The sequence below is a fragment of the Bradyrhizobium sp. Mp27 genome, from assembly GCF_029953005.1.
GTDB lineage: Bacteria > Pseudomonadota > Alphaproteobacteria > Rhizobiales > Xanthobacteraceae > Bradyrhizobium > Bradyrhizobium barranii.
In genome coordinates this window covers 48,269-69,702 of sequence record NZ_JASAUS010000033.1, presented here as the reverse complement: position 1 = coordinate 69,702, position 21,434 = coordinate 48,269, and the positions used below count along the sequence as shown (strand labels likewise).

General features: G+C 64.8%; 20 protein-coding genes and 1 pseudogene. 7 read left to right on the top strand and 14 right to left on the bottom strand.

The genetic code is table 11. From position 1 onward, the window contains the following. Positions 1 to 1,163: type I glutamate--ammonia ligase (gene glnA / locus QJT78_RS18875; protein WP_281460274.1), on the bottom strand; the 1,163-nt coding region annotated here is incomplete at its 3' end. Between the two features lie 126 nt (positions 1,164 to 1,289). Then, the gene (locus tag QJT78_RS18870) at positions 1,290 to 1,472 is read right to left on the bottom strand and encodes a hypothetical protein (RefSeq protein WP_028149642.1); all 183 of its coding nucleotides are present in this window, start codon (positions 1,470 to 1,472) and stop codon (positions 1,290 to 1,292) included. Positions 1,473 to 1,707: 235 nt separating this feature from the next. On the opposite strand from QJT78_RS18870, the gene QJT78_RS18865 reads away from it, so the two are divergent. After that, positions 1,708 to 2,070, top strand: coding sequence for an SPW repeat protein (locus QJT78_RS18865; RefSeq protein WP_038943046.1), 363 nt, complete (start codon positions 1,708 to 1,710; stop codon positions 2,068 to 2,070). Positions 2,071 to 2,134: 64 nt separating this feature from the next. On the opposite strand, the gene QJT78_RS18860 is transcribed toward QJT78_RS18865, so the two are convergent. Beyond that, positions 2,135 to 3,463 (bottom strand): MFS transporter, encoded by a 1,329-nt coding sequence (locus tag QJT78_RS18860; protein ID WP_028149640.1) that lies wholly within the window; start codon positions 3,461 to 3,463, stop codon positions 2,135 to 2,137. Positions 3,464 to 3,851: 388 nt separating this feature from the next. On the opposite strand from QJT78_RS18860, the gene QJT78_RS18855 reads away from it, so the two are divergent. Both QJT78_RS18855 and QJT78_RS18850 read left to right on the top strand, forming a co-directional pair. Next, positions 3,852 to 4,085, top strand: coding sequence for a DUF2171 domain-containing protein (locus QJT78_RS18855; RefSeq protein ID WP_028149639.1), 234 nt, complete (start codon positions 3,852 to 3,854; stop codon positions 4,083 to 4,085). A 95-nt stretch (positions 4,086 to 4,180) separates the two neighbouring features. After that, a pseudogene (locus tag QJT78_RS18850) lies at positions 4,181 to 6,450 on the top strand (ComEC/Rec2 family competence protein). Between the two features lie 9 nt (positions 6,451 to 6,459). Here the strand turns inward: QJT78_RS18850 and QJT78_RS18845 are convergent. After that, the gene (locus QJT78_RS18845; protein ID WP_028149638.1) at positions 6,460 to 7,401 is read right to left on the bottom strand and encodes a GAF domain-containing protein; all 942 of its coding nucleotides are present in this window, start codon (positions 7,399 to 7,401) and stop codon (positions 6,460 to 6,462) included. Between QJT78_RS18845 and QJT78_RS18840 the strand changes: the two genes are divergently transcribed. Next, complete coding sequence (locus QJT78_RS18840) at positions 7,388 to 7,648, top strand: hypothetical protein (RefSeq protein ID WP_028149637.1); 261 nt, start codon at positions 7,388 to 7,390, stop codon at positions 7,646 to 7,648. The two genes, QJT78_RS18845 and QJT78_RS18840, sit on opposite strands and share 14 nt — an antisense overlap. Here the strand turns inward: QJT78_RS18840 and QJT78_RS18835 are convergent. The 7 genes from QJT78_RS18835 to QJT78_RS18805 form a co-directional block, all read right to left on the bottom strand. Beyond that, a complete protein-coding gene (locus QJT78_RS18835) occupies positions 7,626 to 8,060 on the bottom strand; it encodes a hypothetical protein (RefSeq protein ID WP_028149636.1) in 435 nt (144 codons plus the stop codon). The two genes, QJT78_RS18840 and QJT78_RS18835, sit on opposite strands and share 23 nt — an antisense overlap. 192 nt (positions 8,061 to 8,252) lie before the next feature. Then, positions 8,253 to 8,468: a hypothetical protein gene (locus QJT78_RS18830; RefSeq protein WP_028149635.1), complete on the bottom strand. Its 216-nt coding sequence runs from the start codon at positions 8,466 to 8,468 to the stop codon at positions 8,253 to 8,255. A gap of 207 nt (positions 8,469 to 8,675) precedes the next feature. Further along, positions 8,676 to 9,377, bottom strand: coding sequence for a transcriptional repressor LexA (gene lexA / locus QJT78_RS18825; protein ID WP_014494969.1), 702 nt, complete (start codon positions 9,375 to 9,377; stop codon positions 8,676 to 8,678). Between the two features lie 176 nt (positions 9,378 to 9,553). Continuing rightward, positions 9,554 to 10,765, bottom strand: coding sequence for a gephyrin-like molybdotransferase Glp (gene glp, locus QJT78_RS18820; RefSeq protein ID WP_028149634.1), 1,212 nt, complete (start codon positions 10,763 to 10,765; stop codon positions 9,554 to 9,556). Positions 10,766 to 10,996: 231 nt separating this feature from the next. Continuing rightward, positions 10,997 to 11,191 (bottom strand): hypothetical protein, encoded by a 195-nt coding sequence (locus QJT78_RS18815; RefSeq protein WP_028149633.1) that lies wholly within the window; start codon positions 11,189 to 11,191, stop codon positions 10,997 to 10,999. A gap of 154 nt (positions 11,192 to 11,345) precedes the next feature. Beyond that, entirely contained in the window at positions 11,346 to 11,972 is a 627-nt protein-coding gene (locus QJT78_RS18810) for an HAD family phosphatase (protein ID WP_028149632.1), read from the bottom strand. Positions 11,973 to 11,985: 13 nt separating this feature from the next. After that, complete coding sequence (locus tag QJT78_RS18805; RefSeq protein ID WP_038943051.1) at positions 11,986 to 13,119, bottom strand: alpha-hydroxy acid oxidase; 1,134 nt, start codon at positions 13,117 to 13,119, stop codon at positions 11,986 to 11,988. A 295-nt stretch (positions 13,120 to 13,414) separates the two neighbouring features. Between QJT78_RS18805 and QJT78_RS18800 the strand changes: the two genes are divergently transcribed. Next, the gene (locus QJT78_RS18800) at positions 13,415 to 14,752 is read left to right on the top strand and encodes a S41 family peptidase (RefSeq protein WP_028149630.1); all 1,338 of its coding nucleotides are present in this window, start codon (positions 13,415 to 13,417) and stop codon (positions 14,750 to 14,752) included. A 90-nt stretch (positions 14,753 to 14,842) separates the two neighbouring features. Here QJT78_RS18800 and QJT78_RS18795 read toward each other — a convergent pair whose 3' ends face one another. Next, complete coding sequence (locus tag QJT78_RS18795) at positions 14,843 to 17,575, bottom strand: EAL domain-containing protein (RefSeq protein ID WP_038943053.1); 2,733 nt, start codon at positions 17,573 to 17,575, stop codon at positions 14,843 to 14,845. Between the two features lie 311 nt (positions 17,576 to 17,886). On the opposite strand from QJT78_RS18795, the gene QJT78_RS18790 reads away from it, so the two are divergent. Further along, positions 17,887 to 18,051: a Flp family type IVb pilin gene (locus QJT78_RS18790; RefSeq protein ID WP_028149628.1), complete on the top strand. Its 165-nt coding sequence runs from the start codon at positions 17,887 to 17,889 to the stop codon at positions 18,049 to 18,051. Here the strand turns inward: QJT78_RS18790 and QJT78_RS18785 are convergent. Then, positions 18,032 to 19,288 (bottom strand): MFS transporter, encoded by a 1,257-nt coding sequence (locus QJT78_RS18785; protein ID WP_038943054.1) that lies wholly within the window; start codon positions 19,286 to 19,288, stop codon positions 18,032 to 18,034. The two genes, QJT78_RS18790 and QJT78_RS18785, sit on opposite strands and share 20 nt — an antisense overlap. After that, positions 19,285 to 20,700, bottom strand: coding sequence for an amidase (locus QJT78_RS18780; protein ID WP_028149627.1), 1,416 nt, complete (start codon positions 20,698 to 20,700; stop codon positions 19,285 to 19,287). Before QJT78_RS18780 ends, QJT78_RS18785 begins: the two co-directional genes overlap by 4 nt. A gap of 140 nt (positions 20,701 to 20,840) precedes the next feature. On the opposite strand from QJT78_RS18780, the gene QJT78_RS18775 reads away from it, so the two are divergent. Then, positions 20,841 to 21,434 (top strand): CGNR zinc finger domain-containing protein, encoded by a 594-nt coding sequence (locus tag QJT78_RS18775; protein ID WP_014494980.1) that lies wholly within the window; start codon positions 20,841 to 20,843, stop codon positions 21,432 to 21,434.

The window sequence follows — 21,434 nt, the reverse complement described above, 5'->3', positions numbered from 1 at the left end:
TGAAGCTCTTGCCCGGGAAACAAACTCAAACTAACAGTCCCTTGTCCTGCCTCGCGGGTGGAGGAATTTGACTGACCACACCCGGAGGAATTTGAAGTGACCCGCGGGGGAATCCGGCAGCAGGCGGAGCGATTGCGCTGGGAGTAGACGAGGTTGATCGGAGCTTCATAGCCCGGCACCAGACGCCGATAGGAATTCGTCGTGGGGGCGCAAAGCCCGCACAACGCCCAGGCGTGGCTCAATAGCCCGCCGATGTAGTAGCGGCCGAGCTGGCTCAACTCTGCGTAGTCACTTTTGTCGTAGAACAGATTGGTCTCACCCTTCCAGAGCGATTGGTGAACGTGCATGCCCGAAGCGTTGTCCTCGAACAGCGGCTTCGGCATGAATGTCGCGGTCTTGCCGTGCTGATGCGCGGTGTTCTTCACCACGTATTTGTAGATCATCAGGTTGTCGGCCATGCGGGTGAGGGTGGTGAAGCGCATGTCGATCTCGTTTTGGCCGCCGGTTGCGACTTCATGATGATGGGCCTCGATCTGGATCCCCAGAGCTTCCATGGTCAGCACCATTTCGGTGCGTAGCGCCTGCATGCTGTCGGTCGGGGGAACGGGAAAGTATCCCTCCTTCGGGCGCGGTTTGTGGCCGAGGTTCGGCCCTTCCTCAGAGCCGGTGTTCCAGCTGCCTTCGCTGGAGTCGACTGCGTGCATGGCGTAGTTGATGCCCTGTGCGTAGCGCACCTCGTCGAAGACGAAGAACTCCGCTTCCGGGCCGAAATAGCTCGTATCGGCGCGCCCGGTGCCCTTGAGGTAGATTTCGGCTTTCTGGGCGATGTAGCGGGCATCCCGGCTATAGGACTGGCCGGTCACGGGGTCGCGGATGTTGCAGATGAGAACCAGCGTTTTGGCCGGACTATAGGGGTCGACGAATGCCGTCGTCGGATCGGCGACGACCAGCATGTCGCTTTCCTGGATCTCCTGGAAGCCTCGGATCGATGAGCCATCGAATCCAATGCCTTCATTGAGTGCATCGGCATTCACCGCGCTCGGCGGGACGGAAAAATGTTGCCACACCCCCGGCAGGTCGGTGAACCGCAAATCGATCATCTGGACTTTCTCGTCCGCGATCACCTTCACGAGGTCTTCGGCTGTCGTACATTTCGCAACCATGGCTTCGCTCCCAGGTCAGCGTCCCGAGATCGCGTAGCCGTTCGGCCGCAACCTGGCGGCTCGCGACGGACTGTGGTCCACCTTCGGCGTTGTCGCCGCAGTCAGGCGAGCTTCGCGCGACGGCAGTCAGCTTTGATGTGGCCCGCGCATCAGCTTCATCGCGTCTTCGATGTGGCGCCAGGTTTTGGCCAATTCGAGCTCGCCGTTCTGCTCGAGGTCGATGGCGTTTTGAGCCGCTTCGGCAATGGCCTTGGGGCCATGGGCTTCCAGCAACTGCCGCGCATAGTCGTGGATTTCCATTTCTCGCATGGCGTCATCTCCCTCTTGTTCTGGGCGCGAACCGGGTGGGCCTAGAACGGCAGACATTGACACCTGTCAAGCGCCGATAGTCTGCATCCTGGTGCGCCGCACTTGCAAGGGCCCTTTCCGGGGCATGGGCGCCCGGATGGGGCGCCGGCTCCTGGTCGCGGCAACACAGCGCAGGCCGGAGGATGGTTCTTCATTGGCGCGCCCCCACATCTATACGAGAAGGGAGGTGAGCATCATGCGCATCCAACATTGGCAAGACGCTGGTAGCCTGTTGGTGGGCGTGTGGCTGGTCCTGTCGTCCTTTGTCCTCGGCTTATCCGGGGCTGCTGTCTGGATCACCATCGCACTCGGGCTCGGCGTCATGCTGTTTGCCGTGGAAGCCTTTGTCATCCCGTCCTACCTGGAAGAGTGGGGCGAAATGCTGCTGGGTTTGGCTCTGGTGCTGGCGCCTTGGTCCATTGGCTATGAGCCCGTATCGGCCACGATCAGCAGCGTAGTGTCGGGCCTATTGGTGATCTTGCTCGCGGTCTGGGAATTGATGACCGATCACGACTTCGGTACCTGGTGGCACGATCACTGGCCTCACCGCGCCGGCTGAGACGAGAGGTTGCCGGCTCCTCTCCGACCGCCATCGGCTGGCGGCCGGAGGAGAGGTGATTACCTTACGACGCTACTCTGGGCTCGATCGGTTGCCAGATGCTGATCTTGCGCGTTTCCGGCATCAGGAAGACAGCGAGCACGAAGCACACCGCGGGGACCACGATCGGGTAGATCAGTGCGTAGCCGATGCTGCCGGTCGCGGCGAATGCCGCCGAGGTGATGAACGGCACCAATCCGCCACCCCAACCGTTGCCGATGTGGTACGGCACGGAGACCGACGTGTACCTGATCCTGGCGGGGAAGAATTCCGCCAGAAACGCGCCGACCGGCCCGTACACCATCCCGACATAGCAAACGAGGATGAAGATGATGAAGATCGCGGTCGGATAGTTGATGTTTCCGGGCTGCGTGACCGATCCCAGCCACAGATACAGCGGATAGTACGTGATCGCGGCGAGCAGCATGCCTCCGAGGATCACCGGCTTGCGGCCGATCTGATCCGACAGCCAGCCAAAGAAGATCAGGCTCGGCGTTGCAATGAGCAGCGCGGCTCCCACGATGTAGGCCGAGGTCAGCGGGTCCACCTTGGAGACCTGCTGCAGAAAGTACAGCGCCCAGAATTGACCACTGTACCAGACCACGCCCTGTCCGATCAGGACCACGACGGCGATCCCGATGTATTTGATGTTCGAACTGAGGAAGGCCTCCTTCCACGGATTCCTCGTCATCTGTCCGCGGGCCTTGATCTCCTGGAAGATCGGCGTCTCCTGGAGCTGGAGGCGGATATAGATCGCGATGGCCACCAGCAGGAAGGACACCAGGAACGGGACGCGCCACGCCCATTCGTCGAAGGCCTGATTGCCGAACCAGGTCCGTGTCAGGATGATCACGGCCAGGGACACCACGATGCCGAGAGTTGGCGAGGTCTGCAGCCAGCCGGTGTAGTAGCCGCGCTTCTCGTCCGGAACATGCTCCGCGACATAGGTGATGGCGCCGCCATATTCGCCGCCCAGACACAGACCCTGGATCATGCGCAAGCCGAATAGAAGGAACGCCGCCGTCAGACCGATGGACTGGTAGGTCGGGATCAACCCGATTGCCCCCGTACCCAGTCCCATTCCGCTCAGCGTGATGAGGAACGTATATTTTCGCCCGACCCGGTCGCCCATCCATCCAAAGAGGAAAGCTCCCAGCGGACGTATCAGGAAGCCTGCAGTGAACAGCGCGATCGTGCTGAGGAGGGCTGCAACCGGGTGGGACTGCTCGAAGAACTTGACCGACAGAACTGCGGCCAGGCTGCCAAAGATATAGAAATCATACCATTCGATGACGTTTCCCACCGATGCAGCAACAATCACGCGGCGAAAATCGCTCGGTACTTGAACTGCCATGTGCTGCTCCTATCAAATTCAAACGCTACTCCTGGCGCCTTTCAGCGCCCATTCGCTCGTGGAGTACGCTTGGTGCGCGAACGCTACAGGCGAGAATTGCGAGTTGCGTCCGCAACGCCTGGTCTCAGGGACGCTTGAGCCACCTGAGAAAGAGCTCCAGCGGTCTCTTCGGTACCGCGAGCTATCACGACCTGCCCGTCTGCCGGGGAGGCGTAGAAGCAATGTAATCCCGCCGGGGCTGGCGTCTTATGAGACTTTCGGCTCAATCGACCTGAACCGAGCGACCCGTCCCGAGATGGAACGGTCGCCCATCGCGCCGGGCGGTTTTGTCACGAACGAACGGAAAGGCCTCTCAGGCGTTGTGTGGGTCCCCAACAAGGATCTCACCATGCAGAACATCGCAGAGCATATGGAAGTCATCGGCGCCGATGGCGTCCACATCGGCACGGTCGACAAGGTCGAGGGCCATCGCATCAAGCTGACCAAGAAGGACAGCGGCGAGGGCAGCCACAAGGGCCACCATCACTTCATCGACAAGGGCCTCGTCGCCGGTGTCGAGGGCAACAAGGTTCGGCTCTCGGCCAAGGCGGACGTCGCCGTGACGATGGAAGAGGAAAAGTAGGGGGACCTTCACTCCGTTCCTGATCCGTACCGCTATTCGCCTGCCTGCACGTTCCGGTAGCCTCTTGGCCTGTCGCGTATCGTAAGGTGCAGGGAATGGCGGAGCCGGGCCGGCCAGTTCGGTCCCAGGGGATCGCGGGGACTTGGATCGCGGGGACTTGGCCCGTCGGCCGAGCTGCCTCCGCGGGCGGCCTCGTGCCGGCAGGGTTCGACCTGTGGACGTCGCTCGCCGAGACCCTGCGCGAATGGGCGCGCGCCGAGGCCGGCGCCGGGCGATTGTTGCCGTGGGTGCCGGTCGCGTTCGGTGGCGGCATCGCGCTCTACTTTGCCGCCGATCATGAACCGGTGCTGTGGGGCGCTGCCGCGACGGCCATCGCACTCATGCTTGGCGCCGTGCTGTTGCGGCGGAGCCGGTTGTTTGCGCCGGCGATCATGATCGCGGCGGTCGCGGCCGGTCTTGCCACGGCGACCTGGAAGACGGCGCGGATCGCGCACACGGTGCTGGCAAAGCCGCTCTATTCCGTCTCGCTGTCGGGCTTCGTCGAGACCCGCGACATCCGTGAGCGCACCGACCGTTTCGTGCTGCGCGTCACCGCGATGGAGGCGCAGCGCAGCGACGTCAAGCTCGAACGCGTGCGCCTCTCCGTGCGCAAGGGGACTTCGCCCGAGGTCGGCAGCTTCGTGCAGTTGAAGGCGCGGCTGTTGCCGCCGTTGTCGCCGGTGCGCCCCGGCAGCTATGATTTTTCGCGCGACATGTTCTTCCAGGGCATCGGCGCCTCCGGCTTCGTGATGGGCACGATTGCGGCGTCGGTGCCGCCGGATGCCGGTGGCTTGCGGCTGCGTTATGCCGCCTTCATGCAGGGTCTGCGCGATGCGATCGACGCGCGCATCCGCGCCACGCTCGAGGGCGACAACCGGGCGATTGCGACCGCGCTGCTCACGGGCCGGCGCGATGCGATTACCACGCCCGTCAACGACGCCATGTTCATCTCGGGGCTCGGACATGTGCTCTCGATTTCCGGCTATCACATGGCGGTCGTCGCCGGCGTGGTCTTCTTCGCGGTGCGCGCGCTGCTGGCGCTGATCCCTGGAATGGCGGCCGGCTTTGCCATCAAGAAATGGTCGGCGGCCGCCGCGCTGGTCGCAGCCGCGTTCTATCTACTGCTGTCGGGTGCGGAGGTCGCCACGCAACGCTCGTTCTTCATGACGGCGGTGGTGTTGATCGCGGTCATGGTCGATCGCCGTGCCATCACCTTCCGCACGCTGGCGGTGGCCGCGCTGATCGTGCTCGCGGTCGCACCGGAAGCACTTGTGCATCCGAGTTTTCAAATGTCCTTCGCCGCGACGCTCGGACTGGTGGCGCTGGTGCAGATCGGCATGCCGAACCTGTTTGCGTCGCCCGATCATTCCGCGACCGCGCGGATTGCAATGTGGGGCGGACGCGAAATCGCGATGCTGTTCCTGGCCTCGCTGATCGCGGGGCTCGCGACCACGCCCTATGCCGCCTTCCACTTCCACCGCGTCACCCCGTTCGGCGTGCTCGCCAACCTCGGGGCGATGCCGGTGGTTTCGGCTCTGGTGATGCCCGCGGGCCTGCTGGGCTTGATTGCAGCGCCGTTCGGACTTGATGGTCCGTTCTGGTGGCTGATGGGGATCGGCATCGACTGGATGGTTGCGGTGTCGCGCTGGGTGGCCGCTTTGCCGGGCGCGGTCGGCCGCATCTCGGCTTTCGGCATCGCACCGCTGATCGCTGCAAGCTTGGGGATCATCGTGATGGGTTTGTTGCGCACGCCGTTGCGCTGGGCCGGCGCGGTGGTGTTGCTGGCCGCGATCCCCTGGGGACTGTGCGCGCGGCAGCCCGATGTGCTGATCGCCGGTGACGGCCAGAGCGTCGCGCCTGCAACTCATCAGGTCGAGCAAGGACAGTTTTCTTCTGAAGGAATGGCTCGCCGCCGACGCCGATCCGCGCGATGCCGGCAGTGCCTCACTGGCCGCCGGCGTGTCGTGCGACGAAGCCGGCTGCGTGACGCCGCTCGCCGACGGGCGCCTGGTCGCGCTGGCCTTGCGCATCGATTCACTGGCTGACGATTGCAGCCGTGCCGCGCTGGTGGTGACGGCGCGGCCGGCGCCGCCGGATTGCGCGGCGATGGTTGTCGACCGTCAGCGTCTCGCAAGGCAGGGCGCGCTGGCGCTGACGCGAAGCGGCGACGGCTTTGCGGTTCAGGCGGCGAAGGCAAGGGGGGCAGACCGTCCGTGGTCCCCGGCCGCCGCCGGCGAGGCGGATTTCGGCGCGAGCCTTGCGCCGCAGGCGGCGGCTCCCCGCAACCGCGACGCCATCGGAAGCCGACCTGCAGGCCGAGGATTGAGCGGACGGGTTACAGATACCAGGCCAGCACGGCGTCGAGCCTGGCGTTGCCGATCACCGGCAGGACGACCATCTGGCTCAGTCCAGAGGCGCTGGCCTGCAAAGCTGCGACCGAGACGTCACGCGCGAGATCGTCGTTGAGCGCGGGCATGCCGGTGGCCCAGGCCCCGCCGATGCTGCCTTCGCCTTTGGCGATGGATTTCGTCGCATAGAGTGCGGAGAGGTCGGTCTGCGCGCTGCAATCGCCGGCGCGGAAGACCAGCGCCGAACGGGCCTCGTCCGGGATCCAGATCTCGAAGCGTCGCGCAATCGGGGTCGCCTGCGCGGAGAGGAATGTCAGCACCCAGGTCTGATCGGTGCCGGTCCGGTAGGGAACGCCGACGCCGAGATTGATTCCGACTTTGGCGGCGTCCTCCCAGCGCAGAAAACTCCTGGCATCGTGTAGGTCCTTGATGATCAGCGGCAGGCCGGCTTTCCAGATGCGGCCGGGCAGGCCGAAGCCACGCGGAAATCTGGTGTGGCGGGAGTTGAATTCGAACATGTCGGCGGTGCCGTAATAGCCGTCGACGAGCCCCATCTCGTGGGAGGTTTCGGCATCGTTGTGCCAGAGCTCGATCGCGCCGACATGGGCCTCGTCGTCGCCGCAGAACAGCACCATGACGGCTTGCAGGAATTCGCCTGAAAACACCGGCACCGCCACGCCGCAGGTCAGCCCGGCGGCGACGGCCTGATCGGTCCGTTTGAAATAGGAATCGGCAAATCTGGTGAGGATCACGGGGTGGCCGCTGGCCCAGGCCTTGCCGGGAAGCCCCTCGTCATATCCGAAGCGCAGATCTTCGCTCACGGCCTTGAACGCGGACAACCCTTCGCCGTAGAGGCCGCCGCCGAATTCCAGCCGCATGCGCGTGCGGTCAGGCACCCAGAGTTCAACGACGCGAATGAAGGTCTTCATCGAACGTGTCCGCCGTCTCAAGCCGCACCAAGCATCGGCCATTTGGCTGCGGAACGGACGTTCAAAATTCAGGCAGGGCAGCGCAAACTTCGTGCGGTGGGAGGCGCAACGGCGTGGTCCGCCCGATGGCGTTTCGCGGGGCACGAACACCACCATCTCGCCGGCCTCGGCCGGCGATGGCGATTTTCAATCCTGGCCCGACCTGCCGGTCGGAAATGGCGATGTCAGCCGATCGGCAGGCGGGTGATGGTCGGCCGGCTGTCGGTGATGATCTGCGGCTTGTGCTCGCGCTCGCCGAGCGGCTGAGTCACCGGTAGTTGCAGCACGGTCGCGCGCTGGCCTTCGACCAGCTGCGTCACCAGCACGGATTTGCCGTCGGGGAATTCGATCGCATCATGATGGCGATCGGGAATGTGCGGATCGATCTTGCCGAACTTGCCGACGCGCGAATTGACGGTGCGCGTCCAGATCCAGCGATTGTCGTAGCGGACGTTGTCGGCGAAGGCGAGCTCCGTTCCCGGGAGCAGGCAGACCGCGACGGTCGGATCGGCTGCGGAGGCAAAGCCGCGCGTCGAGGTGCCGCGGAAGGTTGTCGTGACGATCGTCTCGCCGACTTCGGCGGGACGCGACGCGACGGCATGCAGGCTGTAGTCACACATCGGGTGCTCCTCATGCAGGGATAGCGACCCACGTCTCTTAATCGAGGCGCAGGCCTCTATCAGAGTGGAAATAGGAAAGGTTCTGCCCGGTTGTAGGCAAATCTACGGCTCGCCGCCGCAGGCCGCAATCACATTAACTTTCCCGAAACCGCCAGGAACAAAGGCCGCCCCTTTGCATTCTGCAGGCGCGTGTCAGCGCCCCGCAGGCGCCGACCAGCCGGAATATTGCCAAGCCGGCCGCGACGGTCGGTCGACGGCGTCGCGGGCCTTGCGGACTTGCTCGCTTACGGCGGTGTCCTTGCGGACATGGGGCCGGGATTGCGCGGCCAAGGCTTGCGCGGCCAAGGCTTGCGACGCTGATGCTGCGATCAGCGCCACAGCAACTGTGCTCAGAACGATCCGGCGCATGACTTCTCCTCGAACCTGAAGGCCGCGAAGCAGGGCTGCTTCGTGCGGCGTGCCGAGGATTTACCGCTGGAGGAGGGGCCGGATAATCTGCGCGAAACCAGAAAGACTATCCAGCGGAAGCGGACAATCGTCCGCTCCAATCTCGGATCGGCGATGCCGATCGAAAGCGCGCGGGGCGCGAAATGACGGATACCGGCACGTCCGGTATCAGTACTTCCGGTACAGCCCGATCAGCTTGCCCTGGATCTTCACCCGGTTGGGCGGCAGGATGCGGACCTCATAGGCCGCATTGGCGGGCTCGAGCGCGATCGAGGCGCCGCGGCGGCGGAAGCGCTTCAGGGTTGCTTCCTCGTCGTCGATCAGCGCCACCACGATATCGCCGGTATCGGCGCTCTCGTTGCGCTGGATCAGCGCCATGTCGCCGTCGAGAATGCCGGCCTCGACCATGGAATCGCCGCGCACTTCGAGCGCGTAATGTTCGCCCGAGCCGAGCATGTCAGGCGGTACGCTGATGGTGTGGCTGCGGGTCTGCAAGGCCTCGATCGGCGTACCGGCCGCGATGCGGCCCATCACGGGGACCGCGACGGGGCGCTCGCCCTCGTCCGCCGGCGGGCTCGAAGTCGTGCGGACCTTGCCGAGATTGCCTTCGATGACGCTCGGCGTGAAGCCACGGCGGCTGCCGGCAGCGGCCTGAAGCTCGGGCAGCTTGATCACCTCGATGGCGCGGGCCCGGTTGGGCAGGCGCCGGATGAAGCCGCGCTCCTCGAGCGCAGTGATCAGGCGATGGATGCCCGATTTCGACCGCAGGTCGAGCGCGTCCTTCATCTCATCGAAGGAGGGCGGCACGCCGCTTTCCTTCAGCCGTTCGCTGATGAACCGCAGGAGCTCGTATTGTTTGCGCGTTAACATCTCGACCAAAATCCCCCGGTTGATGTCGTTCGATTCCGAGACGCTGAATTCAGCAGTAAGCCGCTACATTCTCGAAACAAATCATGAACGGACACTATATGTTCGATACATGTTCCGCAACTGCTTAATTTACCGTGAACGCGACAAAGTTCGCGGAACGCACGCGAACGAAGCGCTCAGACGGGCAGCCGCAAGACCTCGCAAGGCGTGCCGGCTTCAGCCTTCGGCGCGAATGGCGCGCGCACGAGAAGTGCCTGTGCCGCAGCGAGATTCGCAAGCAGCGAGGAATCCTGGTGATTGACCGGAAGGGCGAGGAGCGTGCCGTCGTCGCGCAGCTCGAGGCGCGCGCGCAGATAATCCTCGCGCTGGTCGTTGGCGCCGACATCGCGGCCGAGCACCGCGCGTTCGCGGCGGTGATGAATCATCGAACGGCCCGAAAGCGCGCGAATCAACGGCACCATGAACAGGAAGCCGCAAACGTAGGATGACACGGGATTGCCAGGCAGGCCGATCACGCGCATCGCGCCGAGCCGCCCGTTCATCATGGGCTTGCCTGGCCGCATCGCGATCTTCCAGAACGCCATCGAGATACCTTCGTCCCTCAGCGCCTGCTGGACCAGATCGTGGTCGCCGACAGAGGCGCCGCCGGTCGTGATCAGGATGTCGGCGCCACTCTCCCGCGCGCGGCCGATGCCGGCCGTGGTGGCCTCAAGCGTATCGGCGGCAACGCCGAGGTCGATGGTATCGGCGCCCTCGCTGCGGGCGAGCGCGTGCAGGGCGTAGCCGTTGGAATAGACGATCTGGCCGGGACCGGGCGTGGTGCCCGGCATCACCAACTCGTCGCCGGTCGCGAGGATCGCGACCTTCGGGCGTCGCCGGACTGGCAGTTGCGGGTAATTCATGCCGGCGGCGAGCGCGAGGTCGCGCTCGGAGAGCCGGGCTCCCTTGCGCAGCAGCACGTCGCCTTCCGAGAAGTCGACGCCGGCGGGGCGGATGTGCCGCCCCGTTACGGCGGCTTCCTTGATGGTGATGCGCTTGCTGTCCGCGATCGTGTCCTCCTGGATCACGACCGCATCAGCGCCATCGGGAACGACACCGCCGGTGAAGATACGCACGGCCTCGCCGGCGCCGACCGATCCCGCAAACGGGCGGCCCGCCGCGACCTCGCCGATCAGGGTGAGCTGGGAGTTGATCTTCGCCGCATCGACCGCGCGCACCGCATAGCCGTCCATTGCCGACATCGCCTGCGGCGGCTGCGTGCGCCGCGCGGCGACGTCGCGCGCGAGCACGCGGTGGAAGGCTGCGTCGAGCGCGATCATCTCTTCAGGCAGCGGCTCTGCGCCCGCCAGCACCGCGGCGAGCGCGTCGGAAACCGGCATCAGGGCCACGGGTGAAAACTCCTGCTGGGCCCGTTCGGGCAAATCGGCGGCGAGAGTTCTAGCCGAGTGCAGGCGCAGAGGCAAAACAGTGGCCGCGCAGGATGATTTATCCTGCGTCATCCGCTCTGCGATGAAGGGGGCGCATCACGTCCGCCGCGGCATGATCCAGAAGGCGAGACAGACCGGTACGAGGATGGCCATGGCGAGGACGAGAAAGACGAGAGCCACGGCCAGCATCGGTCAACTCCCCGACGGCTTGTACGGACTGACGTCCGGCGCTGCGGGGCCCTGATCCTTGTCAGGCAGCGGGTCGGCCTGGGATTTCAGGTCGGCGGCCTTGCTGATCAGCTTGGCGGAAAGCTCAGAATCCGATGTGGTCCTGGCGAATTTCATCAGCAGAGAGGCCTGCTTGGTGAGGTAGGTTTTGCCCAACACGACGATAAGCCCGATGTAGAATTCCCAACGGACTCATGAGTCCTGAGAGGGGCAATCGTTCCGGGAACTCCGTATAAAAATGCACAAAGGGTTTTGGTTCCTCGTCCCCGGGCAAAATAGTTCCATTCGCGGCCCTCGACTTGCCGGCCAGAGATCAGATTCCGAGCGCCTTGAGGTCGTTCCCGACGTCGCGGGGCGAGGTCACGTGGACCGTGGTCAGGCCGCGCGACCGCGCTCCTTCGATGTTCTCGGCAAGATCGTCGAAGAACACGATACGGTTGGCGGGCACGCCGATCGCGGCCACGACATGGTCGAAGGCCTCCACATCCGGTTTGCGCAGGCCGATGCTGGACGACAGATACAACTCGCGGAAATGGCCGAGCAGGCCGGCATATTCCTTCGAGAAGTGGTCCACATGCGGCCGGTTGGTGTTGGAGAAGGCGTAGAGCGGCAACTGCTTTGCCGCACGCGGCAGGAGCTCCGCGATATCGGGCATCTCGCCGGCGAAGATCGCGTTCCAGCCCTCCAGGAACTGCGCGTCCGAGATGCCGATCCCGAGCGAGACGCGCAGCGAGTCAAAATAGGCCTCGTCGCTGATCTTGCTGACCTCGTGCAGCCGGTAGGTTTCGCTGTCCCGCACATAACGCGCGACGATGGCTTCCGGCTTGCAGCCGGCATGTCCCGCCCGGCAGGCGATCGCCTTGGAGAAATCGATGTCGAGCACGACGCGCCCGAGATCGAACAGGAGCGCGTCCGCGCTGCCGGGAGAGAGCGAGCTCATTGCATCCTTTCACTCAATATCGATAGGGGTCGTGGTCGAACAGCGGGAACGCGCTGAATACGCTCGGCGCATTCGTTGCGGTCGCCTGGTGCAGGCAGGACTTGTTGACCTCGGCGAACGAGGTGGCGCCCAAGAGGCCGAGGCAGCGCAGCACCTCGTCCTCGAGCAGCTCTAGCATTCGCCTCACGCCGGCCTCGCCGGCTGCGGCCAATGCCCAGCATTGCAGCCGGCCGATGCCGACCATGTCAGCGCCCGCCGCGATCGCCTTGACGATGTCGGTGCCGCGGCAGAAGCCGCCGTCGACCATGATCTTGGCGCGTCCCTTAACGGCCTCGACGATCTCGGGCAGCACATGCATGGCGCCGCGGCCGTGATCGAGCTGGCGGCCGCCATGGTTGGAGACGTAGATCCACTCGACGCCGTGATCGACCGCGATCTGGGCGTCCTCGGCGGTGGCGATGCCTTTCAGGATGAGCGGAATCTTGAACTTGTCCTTGATCATCTTCACGGTCCGCCACTCCAGGCCCTTCTGGTAATCGCCGCCGGTGGCGCGCAGGCGGCTCTCGCGAACATAGCGCTTGGCAATGTCACGTTCGCGACGGCTGTAATGGGCGGTGTCAACGGTCAGGCAGAAGGCGGCGTAGGCGTTCTTCTCGCTCCGGCTGACGACATCGGCGACGAAATCGTCGTCGCCGCGCACATAGAGTTGATAGAGCCGCAGCGCGTCAGGGGCGGCCTCGGCGGTCTTCTCCAGGCCGGGCTCGGACACCGAGCTCAGCATGTGCGCCGCGCCGAAGGTGCCGCAGGCGCGGGCGACGCTCGCCGCGCCATCCGGATCGAAGATCTCCAGTGCGCCGACAGGGGCCAGCACCACCGGCAGCCGCATCCTGCGCCCGAACAGCTCGACCGAGCCGTCGACCTCGCGGACGTCGCGCAGCACGCGCGGCCGGAAGGCGATCTCGTCGAGCGCCATGCGGTTGCGGCGCATCGTGGTCTCGGTCTCGGCGGCGCCGACGATATAGTCCCAGGCGTTCTGGTTGAGGTTGGCGCGCGCCTTGCGGATGAATTCGTGCAGGTTCTGGAATGGCTCGGCGCTGGCGCCGAGTTCGACGTTCCTTTCCGGCCGGATGCGGGGCGCGTCGTTCATTGTTGTCCTCCCGAGAATTTGAAGCGTTATTGTCATCGCGTATCGTGTCCGGCCCTCCAAAACCATCCTAAAATCGCATAGCTGAGAAGCGTCGGCCGGCCGGCCGATTCCCGCGTTGCGCGAAACGGTTTCGGAACGTTGCCAAAAGTTTAGGCCCGGGCGAAGGGATTTTTACGATGTACCCGCCGGCGTGGCGTCCCGGCCTTGAAGAAACCAGAATGGTATTGTGAACAGCGGGCTGGATCGCCATTTGCATGGCGCCTCCCAAGCTCCAAGCAAGAAGGCCAGCCTATCCATGCGGAAAAACCTGCTGTTCCCCCTGGGCGCACTCACGGGAGCGTGTCTAACCCTTCTGGTCGCCAGCCCGCACGGTGGAGTATGGGCGGCACGGGCGGCAGCGAGCGCGGATGATGCCTATTCCCGGCTCAATCTGTTCGGCGAAGTGTTCGAGCGGGTGAAGGCGAGCTATGTCGAGAAGCCCGACAATTCCAAGCTGATCGAAGGCGCGATCACCGGCATGGTGACCTCGCTCGATCCGCATTCACGCTACATGAACGACAAAGCCTGGACCGAGATGCAGGAGACCACCTCCGGCGAGTTCGGCGGGCTCGGCATCGAGGTCACGATGGAGGACGGCCTGGTCAAGGTCGTCTCGCCGATCGACGACACGCCGGCGTCCAAGGCCGGGATCATGTCCGGCGACCTCATCAGCAAGATCGACGGCGATGCCGTGCAGGGCATGACGCTCGAGCAGGCCGTCAACAAGATGAAGGGGCCGGTCGATACCCAGACCAAGCTCACCATCGTGCGCAAGGGCGCCGACGCCCCGCTCGACGTCGCGATCAAGCGCGAGATCATCCATGTGCGTCCGGTGCGCTTCCACGTCGAGAACGGCGACATCGGCTATATCCGCGTCACCTCGTTCAATGAGCAGACCACCGACGGCCTGAAGAAGGCGATCGCGTCGATCTCCAAGGAGGTCCCGCCGGAGAAGCTGGTCGGCTACGTGATGGACCTGCGCAACAATCCGGGCGGCTTGCTCGACCAGGCCGTCTCGGTGTCGAGTGCCTTCCTTCAGCGCGGCGAGGTCGTCTCGACCCGCGGCCGCAATCCCGAAGAGACCCAGCGCTTCACCGCCCATGGCGGCGATCTCACCAAGGGCAAGCCGTTGGTGATTCTGGTCAATGGCGGCTCGGCTTCGGCCTCGGAGATCGTCGCAGGCGCGCTGCATGACCACAAGCGTGCCACGATCATCGGCACGCGCTCGTTCGGCAAGGGCTCGGTGCAGACCATCATTCCGCTCGGCGCCGGCAATGGCGCGCTTGCGCTGACCACGGCGCGCTACTACACGCCGTCGGGCCGCTCGATCCAGGCCCAGGGCATCGCGCCCGACATCGAGATTCTCCAGGACGTGCCGCCCGAGCTGAAGGGCCGCATGGATACCATGGCGGAGTCCCAGATGCGCGGCCATCTGCAGGCCGCCGACGGCACCGAGCAGACCGGATCGCAGTCCTACGTCCCGCCGGAAGAGAAGGACGACAAGGCCCTGCATGCGGCCTACGACTTCCTGCACGGCGTGACCGCGAATGCGGTCGCCGCCAAGCCTGCGCCGAAGGCGGCGGTACCGAACTAAGCCTTACGACGTCCAGATATCGCCCGGGAGCGGATGACCGCTCCCGGGCGAATTCGTGCGGTGACGCTTCCAATTGTTGGGAAGACCGCCCTAGCTTGCCTCGCGGCGCCGGCTTTCCTCGCCGCCGCGCTGGGCGAGGCGGCTGCGATGCAGCGCGAACAGCTCCAGCACCTTGTCGGCCGGTTTTGCGGCACTGAACAGATGGCCCTGCATCTCGGAGCACCCGAGCGCGCGGAGCAAGCGCTGCTGCTCCTCGGTCTCGACGCCCTCGGCCGTGGTGGTCATGCGGCGGGCGGCAGCCAGGTTGACGACGGCCTGCACGATGCTGGCGGAGCCGTCGGGACCGGCGATGTCGCTGACGAAGCAGCGGTCGATCTTGATCTTGTCGAACGGGAAGCGGTGCAGATAGCTCAGCGAGGAGTAGCCGGTGCCGAAATCGTCGAGCGCGATCCGTACGCCGATGGCGCGGAGTTGGTGCAGGATCGCAAGCGCGGTGTCGTCGTCGCGGATCAGCACGGCCTCGGTGATCTCGAGCTCGAGCCGGCTCGCCGGCAAATTGGAGGCGGCAAGGGCCGCCATGATCTTCAGCGCCAGCGTGCCGCTCTTGAACTGAACCGGTGAGACGTTGACGGCGAGGCGGATGTCGTCGGGCCAGTTGGCGGCATCGCGGCAGGCGGTGGCCAGCACCCATTCACCGATCTCGTTGATCAGGCCGGTGTCTTCGGCGATCGGGATGAACTCGGCGGGTGAGACCATACCGCGCTCGGGATGGCGCCAGCGTACCAGCGCTTCGCAGCCGGTGATGCGGTCGTCCTTCAGAGCGAGACAGGGCTGGTAGTAGACCTCGAGCCCGCCTTCGAGCCCACCTTGGGCGATGGCGTGGCGCAGATCGATCTCGAGCTGCCGCCGCTCGCGGACCTTGGCGTCCATCTCCGGCTCGAAGAAGCGATAGGTGCGGCGTCCGGCGGCCTTGGCGGCATACATCGCCATGTCCGCATTCTTCAGGATCTGGTCCAGCGCGGCGCCGTGTCGTGGCGCCAGCGCGATGCCGATACTGGCATCCGCGGTGAGATGATGGCCCATGCAGTCGAACGGCATGCGGATGGCCTGGAAGACCCGCGCGACGAGCTCGTTGACCTGTTCCAGCGACGTCACCGCGCTCTGCACAATGGCGAATTCGTCGCCGCCTAGCCGCGCCACGAAGTCCGCCGGACCAACGCAGCGGCTGAGGCTCGTCGCGATCGATTTCAACAGCTCGTCGCCGACGAGATGGCCGAGCGCGTCGTTGACCCCCTTGAACTCGTCGATGTCGATGTAATGCACCGCGATCTCTTCGCCACCGGCGATGGCGGCGAGCTCCGCGCGCAGATGCTCGTGGAACATGGTGCGGTTGGGCAGGTCGGTCAGCGCGTCGTAATGGGCGAGGTGGGTGATGCGCTCCTCGATGCGCCGGCGCTCGGTGATGTCTTCGTGGGTCGCCACCCAGCCGCCGTCCGCGAGCGGCTCGTTGAGGATGTGGATCGAGCGCCCGTCGGAGGTGTCGATCACCATGGAGTTGCGCACATGGATGTCGCGCAGCACACGGACGACATAGTCGCCGATGTCACCACTGAACGAGCCGGTCGCCTTGCGGTGGGCAATGATGTCGTGGAAGCTGGAGCCGGGCTTCACCACCTCGGCTGACAGGCCGTACATCTCGATGTAGCGCTGGTTGCAGATCACCAGCCGCCGCTCGGCGTCGAACAGCAGCAGGCCCTGCGTCATGTTGTTCACGGCGCGGTCGAGGCGCTGCTTCTCCAGCGTCAGCCGCTCGCGGGAGGCGCGGTGCTGCTCCAGCAGCTTGCGCACGATCGCGATCAGCACGCCCGCGATGGCGAGCGCGGAGGCGCCCGCAACCGAGATCAGGATGCCGATCTGCTCGCGCCAGTCCGTCAGCGCCGCCGCGCGCGTCGTGGTGGCCATCATCAGGATCGGGAAGTGGGGCAGGGCGCGCGAGGAGATCAGACGGTCTTCTCCGTCGACGGGGCTCATGATGCGGCCGGCGAAGTGATCGAGCCCGAAGATCCTCTGCTGCTCGAACGGGCCGGTCTTGAAATTCCTGCCCATCTGCTCGCTTGAATGGGGATAGCGAGCGAGCAGCGTGCCGTCGCGATGCAGCATCGAGATCGTGGCGCCTTCGCCGAGCACGACGGAGGCGAAGAACTTCTCGAAATTGGCCGGTTCGATGCCGCGTCCGACCACGCCCATGAACTCGCCGTTCGGTCCCACGATCTTGCGCACGATCAGGATGGTCCAGGCGCCGGAGACGCGGCTGTGCACCGGCTCGATCAGCACGTTCGGCGAGTAAGGATCGTATTTGAAAGTGCGAAAATAGGCGCGATCGGCGACGTTCACTTTGGGGGCCGGCCATGCCGTCGAGGAGTTGATGAGATTGCCTTCGGCATCGATGATGTTGACGCCGCCCATATAGGGCAGCGCCTCGATCTTCGAGCGCAGCATCCGGTGAACGTCCTGGCCGGAGAGGCGTTTGCGATAGTCCTCGGCGCTTGCGATGCCGGTTGCGCGGACGTGGTCGACGAAATCCTTCTGGATGACCGCGAAATCCTGCAACTGCTGATCGAAATGATGAGCGAGCAGCAGGACTGTGTTTTCCAGCTCGCGCCCGCTGTTGCGCAGTGCGCGCTCTCGGAAATTCTGCGCCATCAGGACCGAGCCAATGGCGATGGCCGCGATCAGCAGCGTGCCGCCCACCACCAGCCAGCGGATCGGTTCGCTGCGCACGAAGACCTGGTCAAAGAGGCGACTGCCGTATTTCGTCATCATGTCGATCGTTGCCGTGCACACGTCAGGATCGCTTCTTGATCCCAGGAACATCCGTTGGTTTACGGAAACGATGTGGAGGCGAAGTTAGGAAGCGCGGTTAATGCGACATGAACGGCCGCGTACAAAAGCGATCGATGCGCGCGACGCAAGGCGTGCAGGAATTGCCGGAAGCTCTCGCGATGCCGGTCAATTCCTGCCGGTCGTGCCACGGTCAACCAAGGCTTAACCATCTAAGATGTTGGCGATCCACAAGTCGGCATTGGCACGTGATTTGCGAACATGCCTGCCGACGACACAGAGAGGACGCGACGATGACAAACACCTTGAAGAACTTCCTCGCCGACGAGCGTGGTGCGACCGCGATCGAATACGGTCTGATTGCCGCCGGCATCGCGCTGGCCATCATTTCCGTCGTGAACGGCATGGGCTCCAAGCTGAACGCCAAGTTCGGGTCGATCAGCTCTTCGCTGCGCTGATCGCGTGGGCTCCGTTGCGCGCCAATATCGCCGCCACGATCAGCGCCGCGACGACGTTCGCGGCGGCGCTGATCAGGATCGGCAACGTATAGCTGTGGTTGACGTCATAGGCGAAGCCGGCCGCACTCGGACCAACCAGCGTGCCGAACGCCACGCTGGTGTAGAGAATACCGATGATTCCGCTGACGTTGCGTCCGCCAAAATAGTCCATGACCACAGCGGGCAGCACCGCGACCCAGCCGCCGTAGAACACGCCGTAGACGAAGGCAAAAGCGGCGAGGGTCCAGACATCGGCGGCGATGGCCCAGATCGCCATCGCGAACGCCATTCCGACCAGGACCATGATGAGCGAGCGGTCGCGGCCCATCCGGTCGGCGAGCGCGCCGAGAAAGAAGCGGCCTGCGGTGCTGCCGGCCCCGATCACGCCGAGCAGCAGCACCGCAGAGGACGCCGCGACCCCGTGGTCGCGCGCGTAAGGCACGAGATGGACGAACGGGACGAAGGCGCCGAACGAGCAGACCAGACATGATACGTAGAGGGCGACGAACCGCGTCGACCGGACGGCGTCGCGCACCGAAGCGCCGTCGGCATTGCTTGCGCCCGCGGCCTCGCGAGGCGGATCGCCGTCGGGTCCGAGGCCGCGGTGCTTCGGACCGTTCTCGATCAGCAGCGACGCTCCGCCGCCCAGCACCAGCGCGATCGCGCCCAGCACCAGATAGGCGCCGCGCCAGCCCACCGATGTGATCAACAACGAGGCGAGCGGCGGCATCGCCAGCGTACCGAGCCCGATGCCGCTCACCGCGAGCCCGGAGGCGAAGCCGCGGCGCTTGACGAACCAGCGTTGCACCGCGCCGATCGCGGGAACATAGGCGCAGCCGAGGCCAAGGCCGACGCCCAGCCCGTAGGCGAGATAGACCTCGACAAGGGAACGTGCCGCGCTCGCGGCCGCAAGTCCGACCGCGATCAGGATCATGCCGGCTATGGCCAGCGGACGCGAACCGAGCCGGTCGGCGAGGGGACCGCTGACGAGCCCAAGCGCGAAGTACAGAAAGCCCGCAATCGAAAACACCAGCGAGATCGAACCGCGCGAGGCGCCGAAATCGTGCTGGAGCGGCTCCAGAAATGCGCTGAACGTGTAGGCGGAGCCGAAGCCGACGAACATGACGGCAAATGCCGCCGCGACGACGAACCAGCCACGGAAAATGCCTCGCTGAGCGAGCGTCGATTGAATGGTCAATGCTGCCTCCGCGAGGTGAGAGAAGGATGGCGACGGTGCCAGGACGTGGCACGCTGGAACGCCGCGCCGGCGCGCACGAGCATGGCCTCGTCGAGATGAGCGGCGACGAGCTGGAACGCGATCGGCAGTCCGTCTGCCGATGCACCACCCGGTAGCGTGATCGTGGGATGACCGGTCACGTCGAACGGGCAGGTGTATCGCTGCAGCTTCGCGATCAGATCCGGCTGCTCGCCGAGCGTCTGGATCATGGCGAGCGTCACCGGCGGGAACGGGTGTACCGGGATCAGCAGCAGGTCAATGGTCTCGAACAGCGCGGCGACCCGGCCGCGCAGCGCCAGCCGCCGCAGCAGGATCTTTTGATAATCGAGAGCAGAGAGAGCCCGACCGGCCTCGATCAGTGAGGCGAGCATCGGACCATACTCGTTCTTGCGGGCAGGATAGGTCGCCTCGTGCGCGACCGCAGCTTCCACCGCACAATTCGGTGTCCAGTCGGCAATCGCCTGCATGACGTCGGGAAATCTGACGTCGACGATGCCGGCGCCGAGCGCACGGAACGCATCGATGGCATCTGCCAGCACGCGCTGTGTCGTAACGTCCACGTCGTCGCTGTTCCAGGCGGCATCGACGCCGATCCGCAAGCCCCGCACGTCCTGTGCGGCCGCGGCCAGATAGTCGGGCACCGGATTGAACGCCGAGGTCGGGTCGTTGGGGTCGTGTCCGGCAATGACGCCGAGCAGCGCGCCCGCATCGGCCGCGCTGCGGCCGATCGGTCCGACATGGTCGAGCGTCGCGGCGAGCTCGAACGCGCCGTGTCGGCTGACGCGACCCCAGCTCGGCTTCAATCCGGTCAGCCCGTTGGCGGCACAGGGCCAGCGGATCGAACCGCCGGTGTCGGAGCCGAGTGAGCCGAAGCAAAGCCCCGCAGCGGTTGCGACCGCCGAGCCACTGGACGAAATGCCCGGCCAGTAACTCGCATTCCACGGATTCTTCGGCGGCGTCACCAATGGATGGTGGTCGGAATAGGCGCCCTCGGTGAGTTGCAGCTTGCCGAGTATCACGGCGCCCGCGTCCTTGAGCCGGCGCACGACGGTTGCGTCTTCGCGGGGACGAAAGTCGCGATGAAGCGTGGTGCCGGCCGCAGTCGGAATGCCCTTGGTCCAGAATAGGTCCTTGAGCGCAATCGGCACGCCGTGCAGCGGTCCGCGATACCGGCCCTGTGCGATTTCGGCGTCCGCGGCTTTTGCCTCTGCGATCGCGGTTTCCGCCATCACATGAACGTAGCTGCCGAGATCCCGGTCCATGGCGTCGATACGGTCGAGTTGCGCGCGCGTCACGTCCAGCGCGGAGATGTCGCGCGCCTTGAGGCGTGCTGCGAGCGCGGTGAGTTCGAGATAGTGCAGGGCATCGGTCATCGGCTCGGGGTCTCCGTTCTGGTGATCGCAATGGGTGCTCGATCCCAAAGGAGTCGACACCAGTATAAGTAGCACACAGGTGTCGCTTGCTGTCAACCAGTAAATCTGTTTTACTGGTGTTTCCAATCTTTGGTGTTCCGATGTCGAAAGAGTCGCGCAAATTCCAGGTTCCCGACACGCTGGCGAACGTCTACGATTTCGCCAACACGCTCGATGTTCGCCACTTCACGCATTTCGGCGTGGAGCATCCGGAGAGCGATGAGCTTGGCGGGCCGAAGGAACTTGCGGACTGGATGCGGGAACGCGGCCTTGGCGCCGAGGGCGGGCGTGTCACGCCCGCGATGTTTGAGACCGCGCTACGACTGCGCGGCGCCTTGCGCGCCTATCTGCAATGTGAGCCCGCCGAGCGGCCCCGGAACAGGAGCGTTCTCGGCACGCTCAATGAGGCGCTCGCGCCGTTTCCGTTGCGGGTGGAGGCGCGCGCAGGCCGTGGCGCGATGCTGTCGGCAGCGCGCGAGGATGCGCTCGCAGGCCTGTCGGCCATCGCGATCGAGCTTCATGACGCGACGCTTGTGGGAACGCTGGACCGGTTGAAGATGTGCGCGTCGGAGGAATGCCGCCGGGTGTTCTTCGACCGCTCGAAACCATCGACGCGGCGGTGGTGCATGTCGACGCTGTGCGGCAACCGGATGAAGACGCGCGCCTATCGCGAGCGGCAGCGCGAGGCGAAATAG